This window comes from Enterococcus sp. 9E7_DIV0242, from assembly GCF_002140975.2.
GTDB classification, from domain to species: Bacteria; Bacillota; Bacilli; order Lactobacillales; family Enterococcaceae; genus Enterococcus_L; species Enterococcus_L clewellii.
In genome coordinates, this window is the sequence record NZ_CP147247.1 from 2,583,542 (window position 1) to 2,600,000 (window position 16,459).

Below are 16,459 nucleotides of genomic sequence, written 5' to 3' on the forward strand. Positions count from 1 at the left end.
TAATTCGTAAAACTTATCACATTTTCATACTATTTTAATCTGAAATCAGTTATTTGATTCATTATAAGAATTGGTATTAGACAAAAGGCTAAAGTCGCTATATAATGAATTCGATTGCGAAATTATGATCAATTATACTTTTATATTTTTAAGGAGCGGATTACCAATGACAAAGCAAAAAATTGTCGTTGTAGGTGCTGGGTATGCTGGAGTGTCAGCAACCAAATTTTTAGCCAAAAAGCTAAAAAAGGATGATGTAGAGATCACTTTGATCGACCGTCATTCTTACCACACTATGATGACGGAGCTGCACGAGGTGGCAGGCGGCCGCGTAGAACCAAGTGCAATCCAATATGATTTGCAACGACTATTCTCACGCAAAAAGAATGTTACACTTGTCACAGATACTGTAACTGGAATCGATAAAGACAAAAAAATTGTTAAAACAAAACTGGGATCTTATGAGTTTGACCAACTAGTCATCGGTATGGGTGGCGAGCCAAACGACTTTGGTACACCAGGCGTTAAAGAGAACGGCTTCACTTTGTGGTCGTTCGAAGATTCTGTAAGAATTCGTGAACATATCGAGAAAACTGTTCAAAAAGCAGCTATTGAACCAGATGCTGAGGTTCGAAAAGCTATGCTGACATTTGTTGTCTGTGGTTCTGGATTTACAGGGATCGAAATGATTGGTGAGCTGATCGATTGGAAAGACCGTTTGGCTAAAGAAACAAAAATCGATCCAAATGAAATTACTTTGATGGTCGTCGAAGCAATGCCTACAATCTTGAACATGCTGACACGTAACGACGCAGCGAAAGCAGAACGTTACATGGAAAGAAAACAGGTTAAACTGTTGAAGAACTCTCCTATCGTGGAAGTTGCAGCGGAACACATCAAATTAAAAGATGGTACACAAATACCTACGCATACCCTTATTTGGACTGCTGGTGTTAAAGCGACTACTGATGCTGCTGATTTCGGTCTGGAAGCAGCACGTGGCAATCGTTTGATTGCCAACGAGTTCATGCAAGCAAAAGGATATGAAGACAAAAACATTTATATCATTGGTGACTTGGTTTATTACGAAGAGTTTCCTGATACACCAACACCACAAATCGTTCAAGCTGCTGAACAAACTGGACACACTGCAGCTGCAAATATCGTTGCTGGTATCAAAGGCGGCGAAAAGCATAAATTCAAAGGAAATTATCAAGGCTTCATGGTTTCTATCGGCTCAAAATGGGGCGTTGCAAACCTATTTGATAAGATTCACTTAAGCGGATTTTTAGCTATCATTATGAAGCATATCGTCAATCTGAAATATTTCTTCGATATTCGTTCAGGCTACTATATGTTCCAATACATGATGCATGAGTTTTTCCATATTAAAGACGATCGTAATGTAGCAAGAGGACATTCTTCTCGTTACGGCAACATCCTATGGAGCGTTCCTCTACGTGTTTTCTATGGGCTAATGTGGTTTGTCGAAGCTGCAAAGAAAGTCGTTGGTAATGGTGAATACCTGAAACCTGGTACGTGGTTCGGTGAAGGCTCATGGTTCTCTGATACAGTTGTCTTCCCATTCCCGTGGCTGCAAGAACAAGCTACGACAGGCGCATCTGCAGCAGCTGATGCAACAACTGCTGCAAGTGGTGCCGCTGATACTGCTACTGAAACAGTAGCGCAAGCCGCTCACTTCGGATTGAACTATGCTTATGGAGAAGAACCAATGCTCGTATTCGATCACATGCCAAAATGGTTCGAAAGCGTGATGAAGTTCATGATGCCAAATCAGGAAGTTGCATTATTCTTCCAGAAATTTATGACAATCGTTGAAATCCTGATTGCCTTAGCACTAATTGCTGGTTTATTCACTTGGTTATGTAGTGCAGCGACAATTGGATTGGTTGCAGCATTCAGCTTATCTGGTATGTTCTACTGGGTAAATATCTGGTTCGTCTTTGTCGCATTTGCTCTAATGAACGGCTCTGGTCGTGCATTAGGATTGGACCGTTGGGTTATTCCTTGGGTGCAACGAACAGTAGGAAAATGGTGGTATGGTACACCTAAATCCAGATATGGCACCAAATAGCATCATCTTATAATCAGTAAAAGAAAGAGGTCGGGACAGAAGTACGCAGCTCCGGAACATAAGAAGAGATTTCAGAAAATTTTCCTTTAAGTTTTCGTGAAAGTTCGACTTATCTCTGAGAGAAGTACTTCTGTCCCTCCGTTTTTTATTAGAGAAGCCGAAAACTTCATACTATTTCTCTAATGGTAGTCTCTTGAGAAATAGTGCAGCTTAGTTACATAAACAGTGTTTTCTGTACTGACTTTTTCTTCAAATATGTTAAAATTAAGAACTACAAAGGAGAGGAAAGAACAATGAACGTGAAAGATTTCATCAAGAAAAGCTACATACGGCCATGGGATGTCATCATCATTGTGGTTTTGGCTGTCGGTTCTTTTCTGCCCCTTGTTGTTTTTAGCATGCAAGACACAGAATCTATAACTAAACAGGCTGTTTTGAAGGTAGATGGAAAAATCATCAAGACTTTTGAACTAAAGGAAGGAACACCTGCCTATACATACAAATATGAAGATTCGGATGGCGACTATAACCTCATTGAAGTAGACGGCGACCGAATTCGAATAAAAACTGCAAACTGTACTGACCTAGCCTGTGTCCGACGCGGTTGGATCTCCAATTCCGGTGAGACACCGATTGCCTGTCTGCCTCATAATTTATTTATTACGGTCGAAGCTTCCGACGGAAATGAGGATGGCAGCCTCATCTATTGATGCTGCCTATACCAATGATGACAAAATTACAAAAAAACATCTATATTTCTATGTTAGTCGCTCAAGGTGTCATCCTTTCTTTGCTTGAGAATATGATTCCTTACCCGTTCGCCTTTGCTCCCGGAGCAAAACTGGGACTGGCTAACCTAATAACGATCATCGCCATTTTTACGATGAAAAAGAGTGAGACTGTCTTTCTGGTCTCTATGCGCCTAATTCTAGCGACGCTGTTAGGCGGAACAATTTCTACCTTCTTCTATAGTGCAAGCGGCGCATTTCTTAGCTTTTTAGGAATGCTGCTAGTCAAGCAACTCGGACCAAAGCGGGTCAGTATTATTGGAATTAGCGCAGCTGGTGGTTTTCTTCATAATGTCGGACAGCTGTTGACTACCTCATTTTTTGCTCAATCATGGGCACCCATGCTCTATCTGCCATTTCTTTCAATTCTGGGCTTATTGTCAGGAATTGCAATCGGAATTGCAGCGAACTATTTGTTAAAACATGTACAGACATTGAAGAAATTTCAACTGGATTACGAACAGACTACCAAACAAAAATGGGAAATTTTTTAAAAAGAACTGAAGGAGCTATCCTATGAATATCCATCAAATGTGGGCACCTTATCCTCAACTTGCAGAAGAACTCGAAGTAACACTGCAGCTTATGGAGGACAGCATTCAAATCGAAAACAAAGAGATTGAACAAGCAATCTTAGCCATGATCCACTCCGGTGGAAAACTGCTACGCCCAGCATATCAACTGTTGTTTTCTCAATTCGGACCGACAAAAGATGAGCAAAAGGCCATTGCCTTGTCAGCATCAATTGAAATGCTTCACACAGCAACTCTCGTTCACGATGATATCGTCGATCATGCAGATACCAGAAGAAACCTGCCAACCATCCGTTCGCTGTTCGGCAACCAGACGGCTGTCTACGCCGGTGATTACCTGTTTATCTGCTGTTTCAAGCTCTTAGCAGACTACTCTTCTTCTCTGAAAAGTATTCAGCTGAATTCAAAGAGCATGGAAAAAGTACTTTCCGGAGAACTGGGACAAATGGACACCCACTACGATTTTTCTATGACGATCGATCAATATATCGATAATATCTCTGGAAAAACAGCAGAGCTGTTTGCTCTTAGTAGCTTTATTGGTGCATATGAGAGCGGCTGTTCTGATCAATTTTCGAATAAATGTAGAGAAATTGGAAAAAACATCGGAATTGCTTTTCAGATTATTGATGATATTTTAGATTATACACAGTCTTCTGGTCATATCGGTAAACCTGTACTGGAAGACGTCAAACAAGGCGTCTATTCATTGCCGCTATTATATGCATTGAAGAAAGACAGAAAAAAACTATTACCTTACCTTGAAAAGCGAGAAAACTTATCCACAGAGGAGACGCAAGAAGTCTATCAGCTTGTCCACAGCCTCGGTGGTGTGGATAACGCGCAGAAACTGGCAGAGAAATATACGCAAAAAGCTTTGAAGGCCATTAATAAATTACCTGAAAATGATTTACACACGAAAGACTTGTTATTCGAAATCACTAGTAAGATTTTGACTCGGACAAGTTGAAAAATTTATAAAAACCCCTGAGATCATCGTAATCTCAGGGGTTTTTCTCTATATCAATCAATCATCAACGCATCGTCACGAACTCTTCAGCGCCTGTCGGATGAATCGCGACAGTATTATCAAAATCCTTCTTAGTGGCACCCATTTTAACTGCAACTGCAAAGCCCTGAAGCATCTCATCCACACCTAGACCAATTGCATGAAGGCCAACGATCTTCTCTTCTTTTCCAACACAGATCATCTTAATATCGCATTTTTGACGGTATTCGCCTAACGCAAAATACATAGGAGTGAAGCTCGAAGTGTATAGTTTTATCTGCTCTTTCCCATACTTATCCACAGCCTCTTTTTCGGTCAATCCTACAGTCCCGATTGGCGGATGAGTAAATACCACTGTTGGGATTGTCTCGTAATCCAGATGTTCCTCTGTTTTTCCATTAAACAATCGTTCAGAAAGACGACGTCCAGCTGCAATCGCCACTGGTGTCAAATCAATCTTTCCAATAACATCACCCACGGCATAAATGCCAGCCTGTGTAGTGTTCTGATATTTATCTACCTTTACATAGCCCTTTTCATCCAGCTCTACAGAAGTATTTTCCAAGCCAAGCTGATCTGTGTTCGGCTCTCTCCCGGTACCAAAAATGATACAATCCGCTGTAATATCCATGCCATTTTCAAAACAAATAACCAATTCACCTGATTCTTTTTTCTCAATAAATTTCGGTACAGAATTTGGATGGATCACCATTCCGGCCTTCTCATAGTGCTCAACAGCCTTCATTGACAGCATATCATCAAAGCTGCGCAACGGGTGGTCATTACGGAAGGCCCAATGCGTCTTACTGCCTAAGCCCAGCACTGTTCCTGCCAACTCTGCTGCCACATACCCAGCTCCGATTACAACGATTCGCTTCGGCAGCTCTTCCAATGCAAAAAATCCATTCGAATCGATTGCATACTCTTCTCCTGGTATCCCTAGCTTCTTCGGACGGCCACCAGTAGCAATCAAAATATTCGGTGCTGTATAGGTTTCATCCCCTGCCTTGATTGTCTGCGCATCAACAAACGTACCATATGCCTGTACTCGCTCGATATGATTGCTATCCAAGCCACGATTGTAGGCTGTATGTAGAAAATCGATATAGCTCTCTCTATTTTGAACGAGCTTACGAAAATCAAAATTTTGCACAGAAACATCGTAGCCGTAACCAGCCATATCTCGATGCATCATTTCCATCATCGTGCTTGCTTGCCACATAACCTTTTTAGGAACACAGCCCACATTGACACATGTCCCACCAATAACTCCTCCTTCAAGAAGCAATACCTTTGCGCCGTACATCCCGGCACGATTTGCTGACGCGATCCCGCCGCTTCCGCCGCCAATCACGATATAATCATAATGCTTTACCATTGTCTTCCTCCTTATTTCTATGCTTATTCCAGTTATCCAGCTATAAAGAGAACGAGACAAAAGCTATCGTCTAAGAAATAAGGCGCCTCTCAAACCCAACATGTGAATGCAAGGATTTACCATTATTTCTTAAACAAAATACTTCTGCCTCGATCGTACGTTATTATTTTTTCTTTCGAATCATATCACCGACAGAAACTGGCTGAACAACCGGCATCGTCACGATCATCATCGGATTCGGTGCCCGATCGATCGACTCGCCATCTTCATTGTACATTACTTCCACCGTTTGATAAAAGTGATTGAACCCGGGACCATAGAATTCGATCTCATCTTCGACACTGAAATGATTTCGCTGACGGATCGTTGCAATTTTTGTTTCAGGATCATAAGCCATCACTTCACCGATAAATTTATACTCAGGAATCTTTCTTCGTGGTCCGAACAACTGCTCTTCTTCCGTAGGAGTGTGATAATAGAAACCCGTTGAGAGCTCACGCTGCGCCACCTTCCACAACTCATCGATCCATTCCTGCTTGCATTCATAGTTTTCCGGATCTGCCATATAAGAATCGACAGCTTTTTTATAGACATTTGCAACAGTCGATACATAATGAATTGATTTCATGCGTCCTTCAATTTTGAAACTGTCCACACCATTTTGGATCAGCTCCGGGATATGCTCGATCATAGACATATCTACCGCACTCATAGAAAACTCTTCTTCGACAGCACCCTTGGACGTCAGACTGCGTTTTTCCGTCCCAAAGGGCATATCATATAAATCATATTTCCAACGGCAAGACTGGGAACAGCCTCCACGATTCGCATCTCGCATAGACATATGGTTAGAGAGCGTACAACGGCCGGAATAAGAAATACACATCGCACCATGGATAAATGCCTCAATCTCTACATCTGTATTTTTACGTATCTCAGCGACTTCCTCCATAGAAACTTCACGCGCTAGTACTACTCGCTCAAGCCCTTCATTTTTCCAAAATTCCAAAGTCTCATAGTTTGTTGCTGAAGCCTGTGTTGAAAGATGGATTGGCAATCCCGGGGCTTCCTCTGCACATATCTCGATTAACGTCGGATCAGAAACAATCACTGCCGAAATCCCCAAGTCTCTCAACTCACGGAAAAACTCTCCGGCACCTTCTTCGTTTCCTTCATGAGTGACCATATTTGCCGCAACATACACTTTCGCATTGTGTTCCTTGGCAAACGCCACTCCTTCCTGCATTTGTTCATACGTAAAATTACCTGCACGACTTCTCAGCCCATAGGCATTTCCACCAATATATACAGCGTCTGCGCCGTAATGAATTGCTACTTTTAGTTTTTCCAGCGTCCCGGCTGGTGCAAGCACCTCAGGACGCTTCAATGTTCGTTCTTTTTCCATCTTTCTGTATGCCTTCTTTCTACTTGATTTCTTTTGGATCTAAATGGAAGAATCCTGTATCTAGTGCACGATTTTCAGGATGCAGCGTTTGAATTTGCTCGCTCCATGCTATCGCCTGTTCCTCTGACCATGAAGTTGCTTCCAAAGCCGCTTTTGCTTCAACAAATAATTTGCTGACCTCAACAAAATTTTCCCCCGGCGCATAAATACCGTCGAGCTTCCATGTCCTATACCCATGCTCATGGAGTTTACTTAGCTCATTCATCATGTTGATATCATTGTCCGCAAAAATATGCGTCCCGTGGCTATCCTCATAAATGGAGTAATGGGTCTCTTCTTTCTTAGGCTCTGATAAGAACAAGCCACGTTCTTTGCTCTTTTCTTCACCAAGTTTCGTATAATTGTAGTAGTTTTGCAGTAATGGACGCTTTGATTGATGAATACAGCTTGCGCCATAAACCAGTACCTCGACAGGAACCTGCAGATTTTCCGACATTGCCACCATTTCTTCAAATGGTACTTCACGGGCTAGAACTGCACCTGAAGCGCCCTTCTTCGCCCAAAAATTGATTTGACGAGAACTTGTTACCATCGTCTCCCCATCATAAATGAAAGGAATCTCGATGCTCTTCTGCTGCAACATGAAAATCACGCCTGGATCTCCGACAACTAGCTTATCCGGTGCTGCTTTTCTAAGAAAGTCCAAATATTCAGGGAGTAGCTTCATTTTGTCCGGATGCATGATGCCGTTCACAGCAATCATCACTTGCTTGCCAGCGTCGTGCGCCAAATCAATGATTACTTGTTGTTCCTCTCTAGAAAAAGAAGCGGGTAATCTCAGACCAAACGTTTCTTCTCCAATATATAATGTGTCTACTCCTGCAGTCAGCAACAGCTTTGCCTGATCGATCGACTCTGCTGTAGCAATAATTTCTATCATCACATTTCCTCCTTTAGCGACTGTTTCATAGTATCACAGGTTCACAAACTTTCCAATAGCATCAAGGACTTTCATCATTCTTTCACAAAGTTTCTAATCACTCACGATTGCCTAAACCATCACCTAGCAAGTCCAAGTAAACAACTAAAGCTCTAGATACTGCTGATAGTATAGAAACAATTCCAGCCTGCAAAAGCAGAGTGATACATTCTAGAACAGACTCACTTTCTAATATTGCATGCGCCTCTATACACGGAATGTCAAGACGCCCAGCGGCCTGCGATAAGAAATACCCCATGATTACGAATGGAGCAACCATTGCAATCACAGGGTATCGTGTATTTGATTTTTGTTTGTTTCAGAAAGGTTTCTTGCCTTAATTGGCTGGCTGCAATTCTTTTTCTTCCTTAGGCGCCTTTACACTCAAGGTGATTTTCCCTTTGCTGGCACCGATCGTTACCTTATCTCCCAGATGAATCTGACCGGAAAGCAATGCTTCACTCAAACGATCTTCAACCTCTTTCTGTAGGGCTCTGCGAATCGGTCTGGCACCATATTCCGGATCAAAGCCAACCTTACCAATGACATCAATAGCCGCAGCAGTGATTTTCAGATAAACATCCTGCTCGGTCATACGAGTGATGATCGCTTTACTCATGATCTTCACGATTTCATGAATCTCATCCTGATCCAGAGAACGGAAAACGATGGTTTCATCGATACGATTCAGGAATTCCGGACGGAAAGCTTTCTTCAACTCTTCTAAAATCCGTTTCTGCATGGCATTGTGATCTTTCGTCAAATCCTGTACATTAAAGCCGACATTCTTTTCTTCACGAATCGCCGTAGCACCAATATTCGACGTCATGATCAAAATTGTATTTCTAAAATCAACTTTGCGGCCTTTAGAATCAGTCAAATGACCGTCGTCCAACACTTGTAATAGAATATTAAACACGTCTGGATGGGCTTTTTCCACCTCATCCAACAAAATAACTGAGTAAGGTTTTTGACGAATTTTCTCCGTCAGCTGGCCGCCTTCTTCATAGCCCACATATCCTGGAGGTGAACCAATCAATCGGCTGGTACTATATTTCTCCATGAATTCTGACATATCTACTCTGATCAGTGCATCTTCACTACCAAACATCGTTTCAGCCAATGCTTTCGCCAGTTCCGTTTTACCTACACCGGTTGGCCCTAAGAACATAAAGGAACCAATTGGACGATTTGGATCTTTCAAGCCACTTCTCGCTCTACGAATAGCGCTGGACACTGCTTTGACAGCTTCGTCCTGACCAACCACTCGATGATGAAGAATCGCTTCAAGCTCCATCAATCGTTCGCTTTCTTTCTTCTCTAGCTGTTGTAGCGGCACACCTGTCCACTGTGAAACCACGGATGCCACATCTTCTTCTGTGACTCTATTAGTATATCCGGAAGCCTCTTTTTGTTCTAAAAGAAGAAGATTTTCCAACTTCTTAAGTAATTTCTTTTCTTTGGTTCTCAATCTAGCCGCACTTTCAAAAGACTGCTCATGAATCGCTTCTTCTTTTTCATCTGCTAGCTCTTGAATTTCATTTCGTAGAGAATTGACTGCTGATGGTTCATCCGCCAAGTCCAAACGAACCTTCGCTGCTGATTCATCCATTAAATCAATTGCCTTATCCGGCAGCTGGCGAGAGTTGATATAACGAACAGAAAGCTGTACGGCCGCATGCAGAGCCTCATCTGTGATCTCCACCCCATGATGGGCCTCGTATCTCGAACGTAACCCCTTAAGAATTTCATTTGCTTCTTCCGGTGTTGGCTCATCAATTTGCACACGAGCAAATCTTCGTTCCAATGCAGAATCCTTCTCAATGTATTTTTGGTATTCGTCCAAGGTCGTTGCACCAATTGTTTGCAGTTCACCACGAGCCAACGCTGGTTTCAGAATATTCGAAGCATCGATTGCACCTTCTGCTCCACCAGCACCAATCAAGGTATGCAGCTCATCAATAAATAGAATAACCTGACCATCCTGATAAATTTCATCAATGACCTTTTTCAGTCGGTCTTCGAATTCCCCACGATATTTTGTACCAGCTACCAATGCACCCATATCCAACATCATCAACCGTTTTTCATGCATTGCTTTTGGCACTTCACCATTAACGATTTTTTGCGCTAATCCTTCAGCGATAGCTGTTTTACCTACACCCGGTTCTCCAACTAGAACAGGATTATTCTTTGTCCGTCTGCTCAGAATTTGAATGAGACGCCTTACTTCATCAGAACGTCCTACGACTGGATCGAGATTGTTTTCTCTTGCTAACTTCGTTAAATCTCTTGCTAAAGAATCCAATGTTGGTGTACCACCTTTTGGCGCCCCACCTTTTTGATTCTTTCTCTTATTCCCAGACATTGCCATTTGAGGATCATTGACTCCAATTTTTTTCATCAGCAATTGTCTGATCTTGATTAAGCTCAAGCCTAAATTTACTAAAATACGTGACGCGAGAATATCTTCATCTCTCAACAAGCCCAATAACAAATGTTCCGTCCCAATATTTGGTGCACCCAAACGTTTTGCTTCTTCTCCGGAATAAGCAAAAATTTGTTTTGCACGAGGAGAGTATGGTAAATACGCACCTTTAGGGTAAGATTTCACTACACCATACCCCATTAAATGTTCAATTTCTTCTCGTATATCATTTTTGTCAACATTCAGTTGTCGCAGTGTTTTTCCTGCAATCCCTTTTGACTCAATGACTAAAGCAAGTAATAAATGCTCAGACCCTACTGATTGATGTCTGAAGTACTTCGCTTCTTCTTGCGCAATGGCTAAAACTGCCTTGGCGCTATCTGTAAATAACTCATCCATAACTATTCCTCCTCATAGCTCAAGCGTTCCAAAAAGGCATACATCAATTGAGCCCGTAAAAAATCTTCCTTAGCGCCAAATTTTCCAAGTACATTCTTACCTAAAGCCGCCAGCATAATATTTCCCTCGCGCTTTGTAACGACTTTTTCTTCATATAATTTCTGAACAAAAATCAGTGCATCTTTTTCTGACAGCTGATCACCAATAAACTTTTCAATTTGTTCCAATAGCTGTGTATTGTCTGATAATGTAACCTTAGCGATGCGAATATAACCGCCCCCGCCTCGCTTACTTTCAACCGAATACCCGCGTTGAATCGTGAAACGAGTGTTGATCACATAATTTATCTGGGAAGGGACACAATTGAATAGGTTTGCCATCTCTGCACGACGAATCTCAATCTTACTATTATCTTCCAAAATCTTCTTTAAATATGCTTCAATCAAATCAGAAGTATTTTGATTGTTCATAATATCCATCCTTCTCCCTTGACTATTACTGACCATAATTATATCGAATTTGAGCGTGTAAATAAAGGAGAAAGCTTCCTCTTTATAGAAAAACAAGGAACTTTTCAAAATAAAATCACTTTTTTTCTACTTGACCTTGGAGTTCTATCCAATGTTATCATTGCACTAGGAGGTCGATACAATGACAACAGCATGGACCATCAACGAGATAGCCAAAAGAACGGGGTTATCAAAAGACGCTATCCGTTTTTATGAAAAAGAAAAACTCATTTCTCCTAAAAGAGCGGACAATAATTATCGTATATACTCGGCTGAAGATCTTTTAAAACTAAAGTACATTTCAGTCATGAAATATGCGCACTTTTCTGTAAAAGAAATCAACAGCTTTATGGTCCTCTTCGATCAAGAGCTATCACAAGAATGCAACCAAGAAGGAATGGCCCTTCTAACCAAAAAAATCAGTGATTTAGAACAAATCATACAACACTATCAGTCGATTTTAGTTTTACTGAAACAGCTTCCTTATCCTGGAACATTTCAACAACTGACTGAGGAGCTTGGAACTGGAAATGCCCGACGTTTAGACAGTTTTGTAGAACAATTATTTGATGAAATCAAGGAGAAATCACATGAAAATTATTGACCATTCAGATTCAAATGCATTACAGTTGATTACCATGCCACGCATTTTTCCAATCAACTGCTACATTATTAAAGAAAGAAACTTCTGCACACTAATCGATTGTAGTAAAAGCGGGACAGCAAAATCAATCATCAAAGCCATTGAACACACTCAGCTTCCTTTAAAATATATTGTCCTTACTCACGCTCATTCCGATCATACTGGGGATATTCAAAAAATCAGCGCGCATTTTCCGGAAGCAGAAATATGCATAGGAAAAAAAGAATTTATCGACAGCCAAAACAACGTACAGAATATCCGAATGCCTATTAGGCCAACACTCCTAGTCTCAGAAGGTGATTACATCGGCTCTTTGATTGTACGAGAAACGCCTGGGCATACCAATGGATCGATCTCTTTGATCGATCCAAGAGTGAATGCCGCCTATGTCGGTGACCTTCTTCAATCAAGAGGCGGGTTAGCAATCTCTGGGGATATTCGTTGGCTATTCCCGTTTCCAGCATGGGCCACTGCTGACAAACAAGCTGCAATTGATTCAGTCAAACACCTTTGTCAAAAGGAAACCATACATCAGATTTTCTGCGGTCACGGTCCTACTATCACCTACAGCAAAGAAAGGTTTGAAAAGATAGTCACACGTGCACAAGAGAAAGATTGACAGTAACGGATTGCGAGACAAATAGATGACTCCAATTACTTACTTCTCCTAAAACTCTGCTCACTATTACTGATAAGAAACTCCTCTTATTTATTACTAAAAACCCACCTAGTATTTTGGAATTTGGTGCTATGCTCATCTCGCACGATTCAGCAAAAAGAAGAGGATGAAGACTTTTTGTCTCCCTCCTCTTCCTATCTGCTCATTAGTCCATGGCACGGACAATCTAAACACGAAAACTAGCAGGTACTGCCGATTAAAACTTACAACGAATTGACATGTTGTTGTTTCAGTCTCTATTTTTCAGTCACATTAGACGCTTTTTTCCAGTTTTCTACCGTTTGCTCATGCGTATCGATCCATTCTCTAGCAGCTTCTACCGGGTCTGTCCCCTGTTCAATTTCAAACATAACTGTCTCAATATCTTCAAGCTCCCACGAAAAATTATCTAGTAAATGATAGACCTCAGGCATTTCCTCCTTTAATCCTTTTCGAACCATCGTTTGAATACTTTCTTCTCCGCCCATCGTTCCCATTGGATCTTCAAGATATTTCAGGTCATAACGAGAAAACATCCAATGTGGAGACCATCCAGTAATCACAATAGGTTCTTCATTTTTGATTGCATTCTCTAATTGTGTCGTCATTGCACCACCAGAAGAAGAAACCACTTGCCAATCAGATAAGTTCGAATAAGTAGCTACTGTTTCTTCTGCAGTAGCTACTACTCCTGCCCCAGGCTCGATTCCTATTATTTTTTTATCTACTTGATCCGATAAGTCTTCGATAGAATCTATATCCATATATTGAGGTACAACTAATCCTAATCGAGCGCCTCCGTCTAAATTTGGGCCTAAATCCTCTAATTTATCTTTAAACCTTTCATACTGTGCTCCATGTGTTGCCGGTAACCACGCCGAAACCATTCCATCCGCTTCACCATTCGCAATAGCTTCCCACATAACTGCATTATCCAGTGGCGTCATTTTCACATCATAACCCATTTCCTTCAAAATCTCAGAAACAACCGTAGTAGATGCAATTTCTGTATCCCACTCAACATACGCCAACTGAACCGTTTCTGTTTTTTCTGCACCACTGAATACATTGAAACCAAAAACCAAGCACACCGCTCCAGCAACGACAGCTCCCACGATAAATTTACGCTTGCCATCTTTTGCAGTTACTTCTTTCTTCCTCTTATTGGGTTGATTGATATTTTGAGTGAATCGGTCCAAAATAATTGCTAATACAACCAACGCCAGACCATTAACAAATCCATTCCCCACCTGTGATCGCTGAACAGCCGATAGTACCCCTTGGCCTAACCCGGGTGCACCGATCATTGAAGCAATGACCACCATGGATAATGCAAGCATAATTGTTTGGTTTATCCCAGCAAAAATCGTACTTTTAGCCAAAGGTAGCTCCAATTTAAATAATTTCTGCTTCTCAGTCCCGCCAAAAGAATCGGATGCCTCTACTAGTTCAACAGGTACTTGTCGAATACCCAAGTTTGTCATACGAACCGTTGGCGGTAATGCAAATATCACAGAAGCAAATACCCCTGGAACCATACCAATACCAAAAAAGGCAACTGCAGGAATGAGGTAGACAAAACCAGGCATTGTCTGCATAAAGTCCAAAATAGGTGTAACGATACTCTGTGCGCGATTGCTCTTAGCCATCAGAATCCCTAAGGGAATACCAATTACAATCGAAACCAGACTTGAAATAATTACCAAAGTAACAGTGTTCATCAGATTGTCCCACAGTCCCTGATTATACACAAACAGCAATCCCAGTGCTGTGAATATCGGTAATCCCCATTTTCTGTCAGAAATAAGATATGCTGCTATACTAAGGAGAATGATCAAAACGATTGGTGGAAAAATCAATAAAAAATCGGTCATACTTTCCATCACGATTTGCCCAAAGCTCTGCATGACAGAAAACAAACCAGAAAAGGTTTCCGTTATCCACTCAGTCGCACTTGTCACCCACTCAGAAACAGGAATCGGTTGTTGTAAAAAATCAAACATTTATCTTTTTCTCCCCTTCAATTACATCTTCATTTATCTCATGATCTGCTAACGCACCAATTACACTTCCGCGGATAACGACACCCATCAAATGATCTTCATCATCCACCACAGCTAAAGGAGCTGGAGAATCATGAATCAGATTAAAGATATCGGTCACTAATGTATCCTTGTGAACCTTCTTCACATTTTTATAGATAACATCCTTTAATGGAATACTCGCTTTACGCGCTTCACGTGCAGATTCGGCAGTCACACTCCCTTTTAATTGCCTTGAGCGATCAACGGCCAGGAGCATACTTACTTCTTCCTTACGCATCCGTTGTAATGCAACGTTTGGTCCATCTATCTCGATGTTTGTAGTGATTGCCGGTACCATGATATTTTGAGCAGTCAATACTTTGGAGCGATCCACATCCTCCACAAAGTCACGAACAAACTCGTTAGCAGGGTTGGTCAATATCTCCTCACCTGTCCCAATTTGCATAATCTGTCCATCCTTCATCAAAGCAATCCGATCGCCAATCCGCAGTGCTTCATTCAAGTCGTGGGTAATAAAGATAATCGTCTTCTTCACCTTCGCTTGCAACTCTAATAATTCGTCCTGCATCTCTCTGCGAATCAATGGATCCAATGCCGAAAAAGCTTCATCCATTAGTAAGATTTCCGGATCATTGGCTAAAGCACGTGCTAAGCCCACTCGTTGCTGCATACCACCAGACAACTGATTGGGGTATTGATCTTTGAAAGACAGTAACCCAGAGTTCGCTAATGCCTGCTCTGCTCGTTCTTGTCGTTCGTGCTTCGACACACCACGAATTTCTAACCCATAAGCAGTATTTTCCAAAATCGTTCGTTGCGGAAACAAACCAAAATTCTGAAAAACCATATTTACCTTATGTCGCCGAATCTCTCTCAACTCTTCTTTACTAATTTTAGCAATATCTTCTCCATCAATATAAATATCACCACTAGACGGTTCGATCAAGCGGTTCAATAAACGTATCAACGTCGACTTCCCACTCCCAGATAACCCCATAACTACAAATATCTCGCCTTCATTTACCTCAAAATTCACATCATATACACCAACTGTAGCACCTGTCTGTTCCAAAATTTCTGTCTTACTTTTATTTTGTTGGACCATTGATAATGCCTGTTGGCTTTTTTTCCCAAACACTTTAGTAAGATGTTCTACACGAACTTTACTCATTTAATTAGCACTCCTTCATCTCTTTAACTACTTTCTTTGATAACTCACAAGAATTCTCACGAAAAGTGACCATCTAAACTTATCATGAAGTTGTCACTTATGTCAAATTTCCAAAATTTTTTCTGAAAAAACGATGAGTATTTTCAACTATCAGCTCTTTATTGAACAAAAAAGAGAGTAGCTGACGATTTTATCAGCTACTCTCTGGGAGTACGTCGTTATTAATATGAATTTGGTATCAAAAAGACCCCGTACTAATTTATGCTTCACTCCTCTTTAGAATAGAAAAAATTATTCATTCGTTGCAGTGTTAGTTCATTCCCCACAAAATACACGATATTATTCACACTTAGTTTTGCATACGGTCCAGGCGAAAGAATCATCTGCTGATCCGTTTGAATAGCAATAATCGTTGCACC

The 16,459-nt window shown here is 41.2% G+C and carries 14 protein-coding genes (1 of these 14 only partly in view); 6 read left to right on the top strand and 8 right to left on the bottom strand.

Features of this window, described 5'->3' with window-relative positions; all coding sequences use genetic code 11:
- Nucleotides 1–166 precede the first annotated feature (166 nt).
- From A5888_RS12310 to A5888_RS12325, 4 genes are all read left to right on the top strand, one after another.
- Nucleotides 167–2,095, top strand: a complete 1,929-nt coding sequence (locus tag A5888_RS12310; protein WP_086349445.1) for an NAD(P)/FAD-dependent oxidoreductase — start codon at nt 167–169, stop codon at nt 2,093–2,095.
- Nucleotides 2,096–2,388: 293 nt separating this feature from the next.
- Entirely contained in the window at nt 2,389–2,805 is a 417-nt protein-coding gene (locus A5888_RS12315) for a NusG domain II-containing protein (RefSeq protein ID WP_086349444.1), read from the top strand.
- A gap of 17 nt (nt 2,806–2,822) precedes the next feature.
- Complete coding sequence (locus A5888_RS12320) at nt 2,823–3,377, top strand: Gx transporter family protein (protein ID WP_086349851.1); 555 nt, start codon at nt 2,823–2,825, stop codon at nt 3,375–3,377.
- 22 nt (nt 3,378–3,399) lie between these two features.
- On the top strand, nt 3,400–4,386 hold the full coding sequence (locus A5888_RS12325) for a polyprenyl synthetase family protein (RefSeq protein WP_086349443.1): 987 nt from the start codon (nt 3,400–3,402) through the stop codon (nt 4,384–4,386).
- A 64-nt stretch (nt 4,387–4,450) separates the two neighbouring features.
- Here A5888_RS12325 and gor read toward each other — a convergent pair whose 3' ends face one another.
- The 5 genes from gor to A5888_RS12350 form a co-directional block, all read right to left on the bottom strand.
- Nucleotides 4,451–5,803 carry a glutathione-disulfide reductase gene (gor, locus tag A5888_RS12330; protein WP_086349442.1) on the bottom strand — a complete coding sequence of 451 codons (1,353 nt, stop codon included), beginning with the start codon at nt 5,801–5,803 and terminating at the stop codon, nt 4,451–4,453.
- Between the two features lie 163 nt (nt 5,804–5,966).
- The gene (locus A5888_RS12335; protein WP_086349441.1) at nt 5,967–7,208 is read right to left on the bottom strand and encodes a peptidase U32 family protein; all 1,242 of its coding nucleotides are present in this window, start codon (nt 7,206–7,208) and stop codon (nt 5,967–5,969) included.
- Nucleotides 7,209–7,227: 19 nt separating this feature from the next.
- Entirely contained in the window at nt 7,228–8,148 is a 921-nt protein-coding gene (locus A5888_RS12340; protein WP_086349440.1) for a peptidase U32 family protein, read from the bottom strand.
- Nucleotides 8,149–8,524: 376 nt separating this feature from the next.
- On the bottom strand, nt 8,525–11,014 hold the full coding sequence (locus A5888_RS12345; protein ID WP_086349439.1) for an ATP-dependent Clp protease ATP-binding subunit: 2,490 nt from the start codon (nt 11,012–11,014) through the stop codon (nt 8,525–8,527).
- Between the two features lie 2 nt (nt 11,015–11,016).
- A complete protein-coding gene (locus A5888_RS12350; protein WP_086349438.1) occupies nt 11,017–11,484 on the bottom strand; it encodes a CtsR family transcriptional regulator in 468 nt (155 codons plus the stop codon).
- Between the two features lie 181 nt (nt 11,485–11,665).
- Between A5888_RS12350 and A5888_RS12355 the strand changes: the two genes are divergently transcribed.
- Together A5888_RS12355 and A5888_RS12360 are read left to right on the top strand one after the other, a co-directional pair.
- Nucleotides 11,666–12,127: a MerR family transcriptional regulator gene (locus tag A5888_RS12355; RefSeq protein WP_086349437.1), complete on the top strand. Its 462-nt coding sequence runs from the start codon at nt 11,666–11,668 to the stop codon at nt 12,125–12,127.
- Nucleotides 12,114–12,785: an MBL fold metallo-hydrolase gene (locus A5888_RS12360; RefSeq protein WP_170924794.1), complete on the top strand. Its 672-nt coding sequence runs from the start codon at nt 12,114–12,116 to the stop codon at nt 12,783–12,785. The genes A5888_RS12355 and A5888_RS12360 overlap by 14 nt, the downstream gene beginning before the upstream one ends.
- A 296-nt stretch (nt 12,786–13,081) precedes the next feature.
- Here A5888_RS12360 and A5888_RS12365 read toward each other — a convergent pair whose 3' ends face one another.
- The 3 genes from A5888_RS12365 to A5888_RS12375 all read right to left on the bottom strand — a co-directional run.
- The gene (locus A5888_RS12365) at nt 13,082–14,827 is read right to left on the bottom strand and encodes an ABC transporter permease/substrate binding protein (protein ID WP_086349435.1); all 1,746 of its coding nucleotides are present in this window, start codon (nt 14,825–14,827) and stop codon (nt 13,082–13,084) included.
- The gene (locus tag A5888_RS12370) at nt 14,820–16,040 is read right to left on the bottom strand and encodes a quaternary amine ABC transporter ATP-binding protein (protein WP_086349434.1); all 1,221 of its coding nucleotides are present in this window, start codon (nt 16,038–16,040) and stop codon (nt 14,820–14,822) included. The genes A5888_RS12365 and A5888_RS12370 overlap by 8 nt, the downstream gene beginning before the upstream one ends.
- A gap of 266 nt (nt 16,041–16,306) precedes the next feature.
- Nucleotides 16,307–16,459, bottom strand: partial view of a GntR family transcriptional regulator gene (locus A5888_RS12375; protein WP_086349433.1) — the end only. It continues 489 nt past the right edge of the window; the window shows 153 of its 642 coding nt (coding positions 490–642); its start codon lies off the right edge, out of view; the stop codon is at nt 16,307–16,309.

Coding starts and splice junctions, on each gene's coding strand:
- A5888_RS12360 (WP_170924794.1), top strand. CDS start 12,114: ATGAAAATTATTGACCATTCAGATTCAAATGCATTACAGTTGATTACC.
- A5888_RS12350 (WP_086349438.1), bottom strand. CDS start 11,484: ATGAACAATCAAAATACTTCTGATTTGATTGAAGCATATTTAAAGAAG.
- A5888_RS12340 (WP_086349440.1), bottom strand. CDS start 8,148: ATGATAGAAATTATTGCTACAGCAGAGTCGATCGATCAGGCAAAGCTG.
- A5888_RS12345 (WP_086349439.1), bottom strand. CDS start 11,014: ATGGATGAGTTATTTACAGATAGCGCCAAGGCAGTTTTAGCCATTGCG.
- A5888_RS12310 (WP_086349445.1), top strand. CDS start 167: ATGACAAAGCAAAAAATTGTCGTTGTAGGTGCTGGGTATGCTGGAGTG.
- A5888_RS12355 (WP_086349437.1), top strand. CDS start 11,666: ATGACAACAGCATGGACCATCAACGAGATAGCCAAAAGAACGGGGTTA.
- A5888_RS12320 (WP_086349851.1), top strand. CDS start 2,823: ATGACAAAATTACAAAAAAACATCTATATTTCTATGTTAGTCGCTCAA.
- A5888_RS12365 (WP_086349435.1), bottom strand. CDS start 14,827: ATGTTTGATTTTTTACAACAACCGATTCCTGTTTCTGAGTGGGTGACA.
- A5888_RS12315 (WP_086349444.1), top strand. CDS start 2,389: ATGAACGTGAAAGATTTCATCAAGAAAAGCTACATACGGCCATGGGAT.
- A5888_RS12325 (WP_086349443.1), top strand. CDS start 3,400: ATGAATATCCATCAAATGTGGGCACCTTATCCTCAACTTGCAGAAGAA.
- A5888_RS12370 (WP_086349434.1), bottom strand. CDS start 16,040: ATGAGTAAAGTTCGTGTAGAACATCTTACTAAAGTGTTTGGGAAAAAA.
- gor (WP_086349442.1), bottom strand. CDS start 5,803: ATGGTAAAGCATTATGATTATATCGTGATTGGCGGCGGAAGCGGCGGG.
- A5888_RS12335 (WP_086349441.1), bottom strand. CDS start 7,208: ATGGAAAAAGAACGAACATTGAAGCGTCCTGAGGTGCTTGCACCAGCC.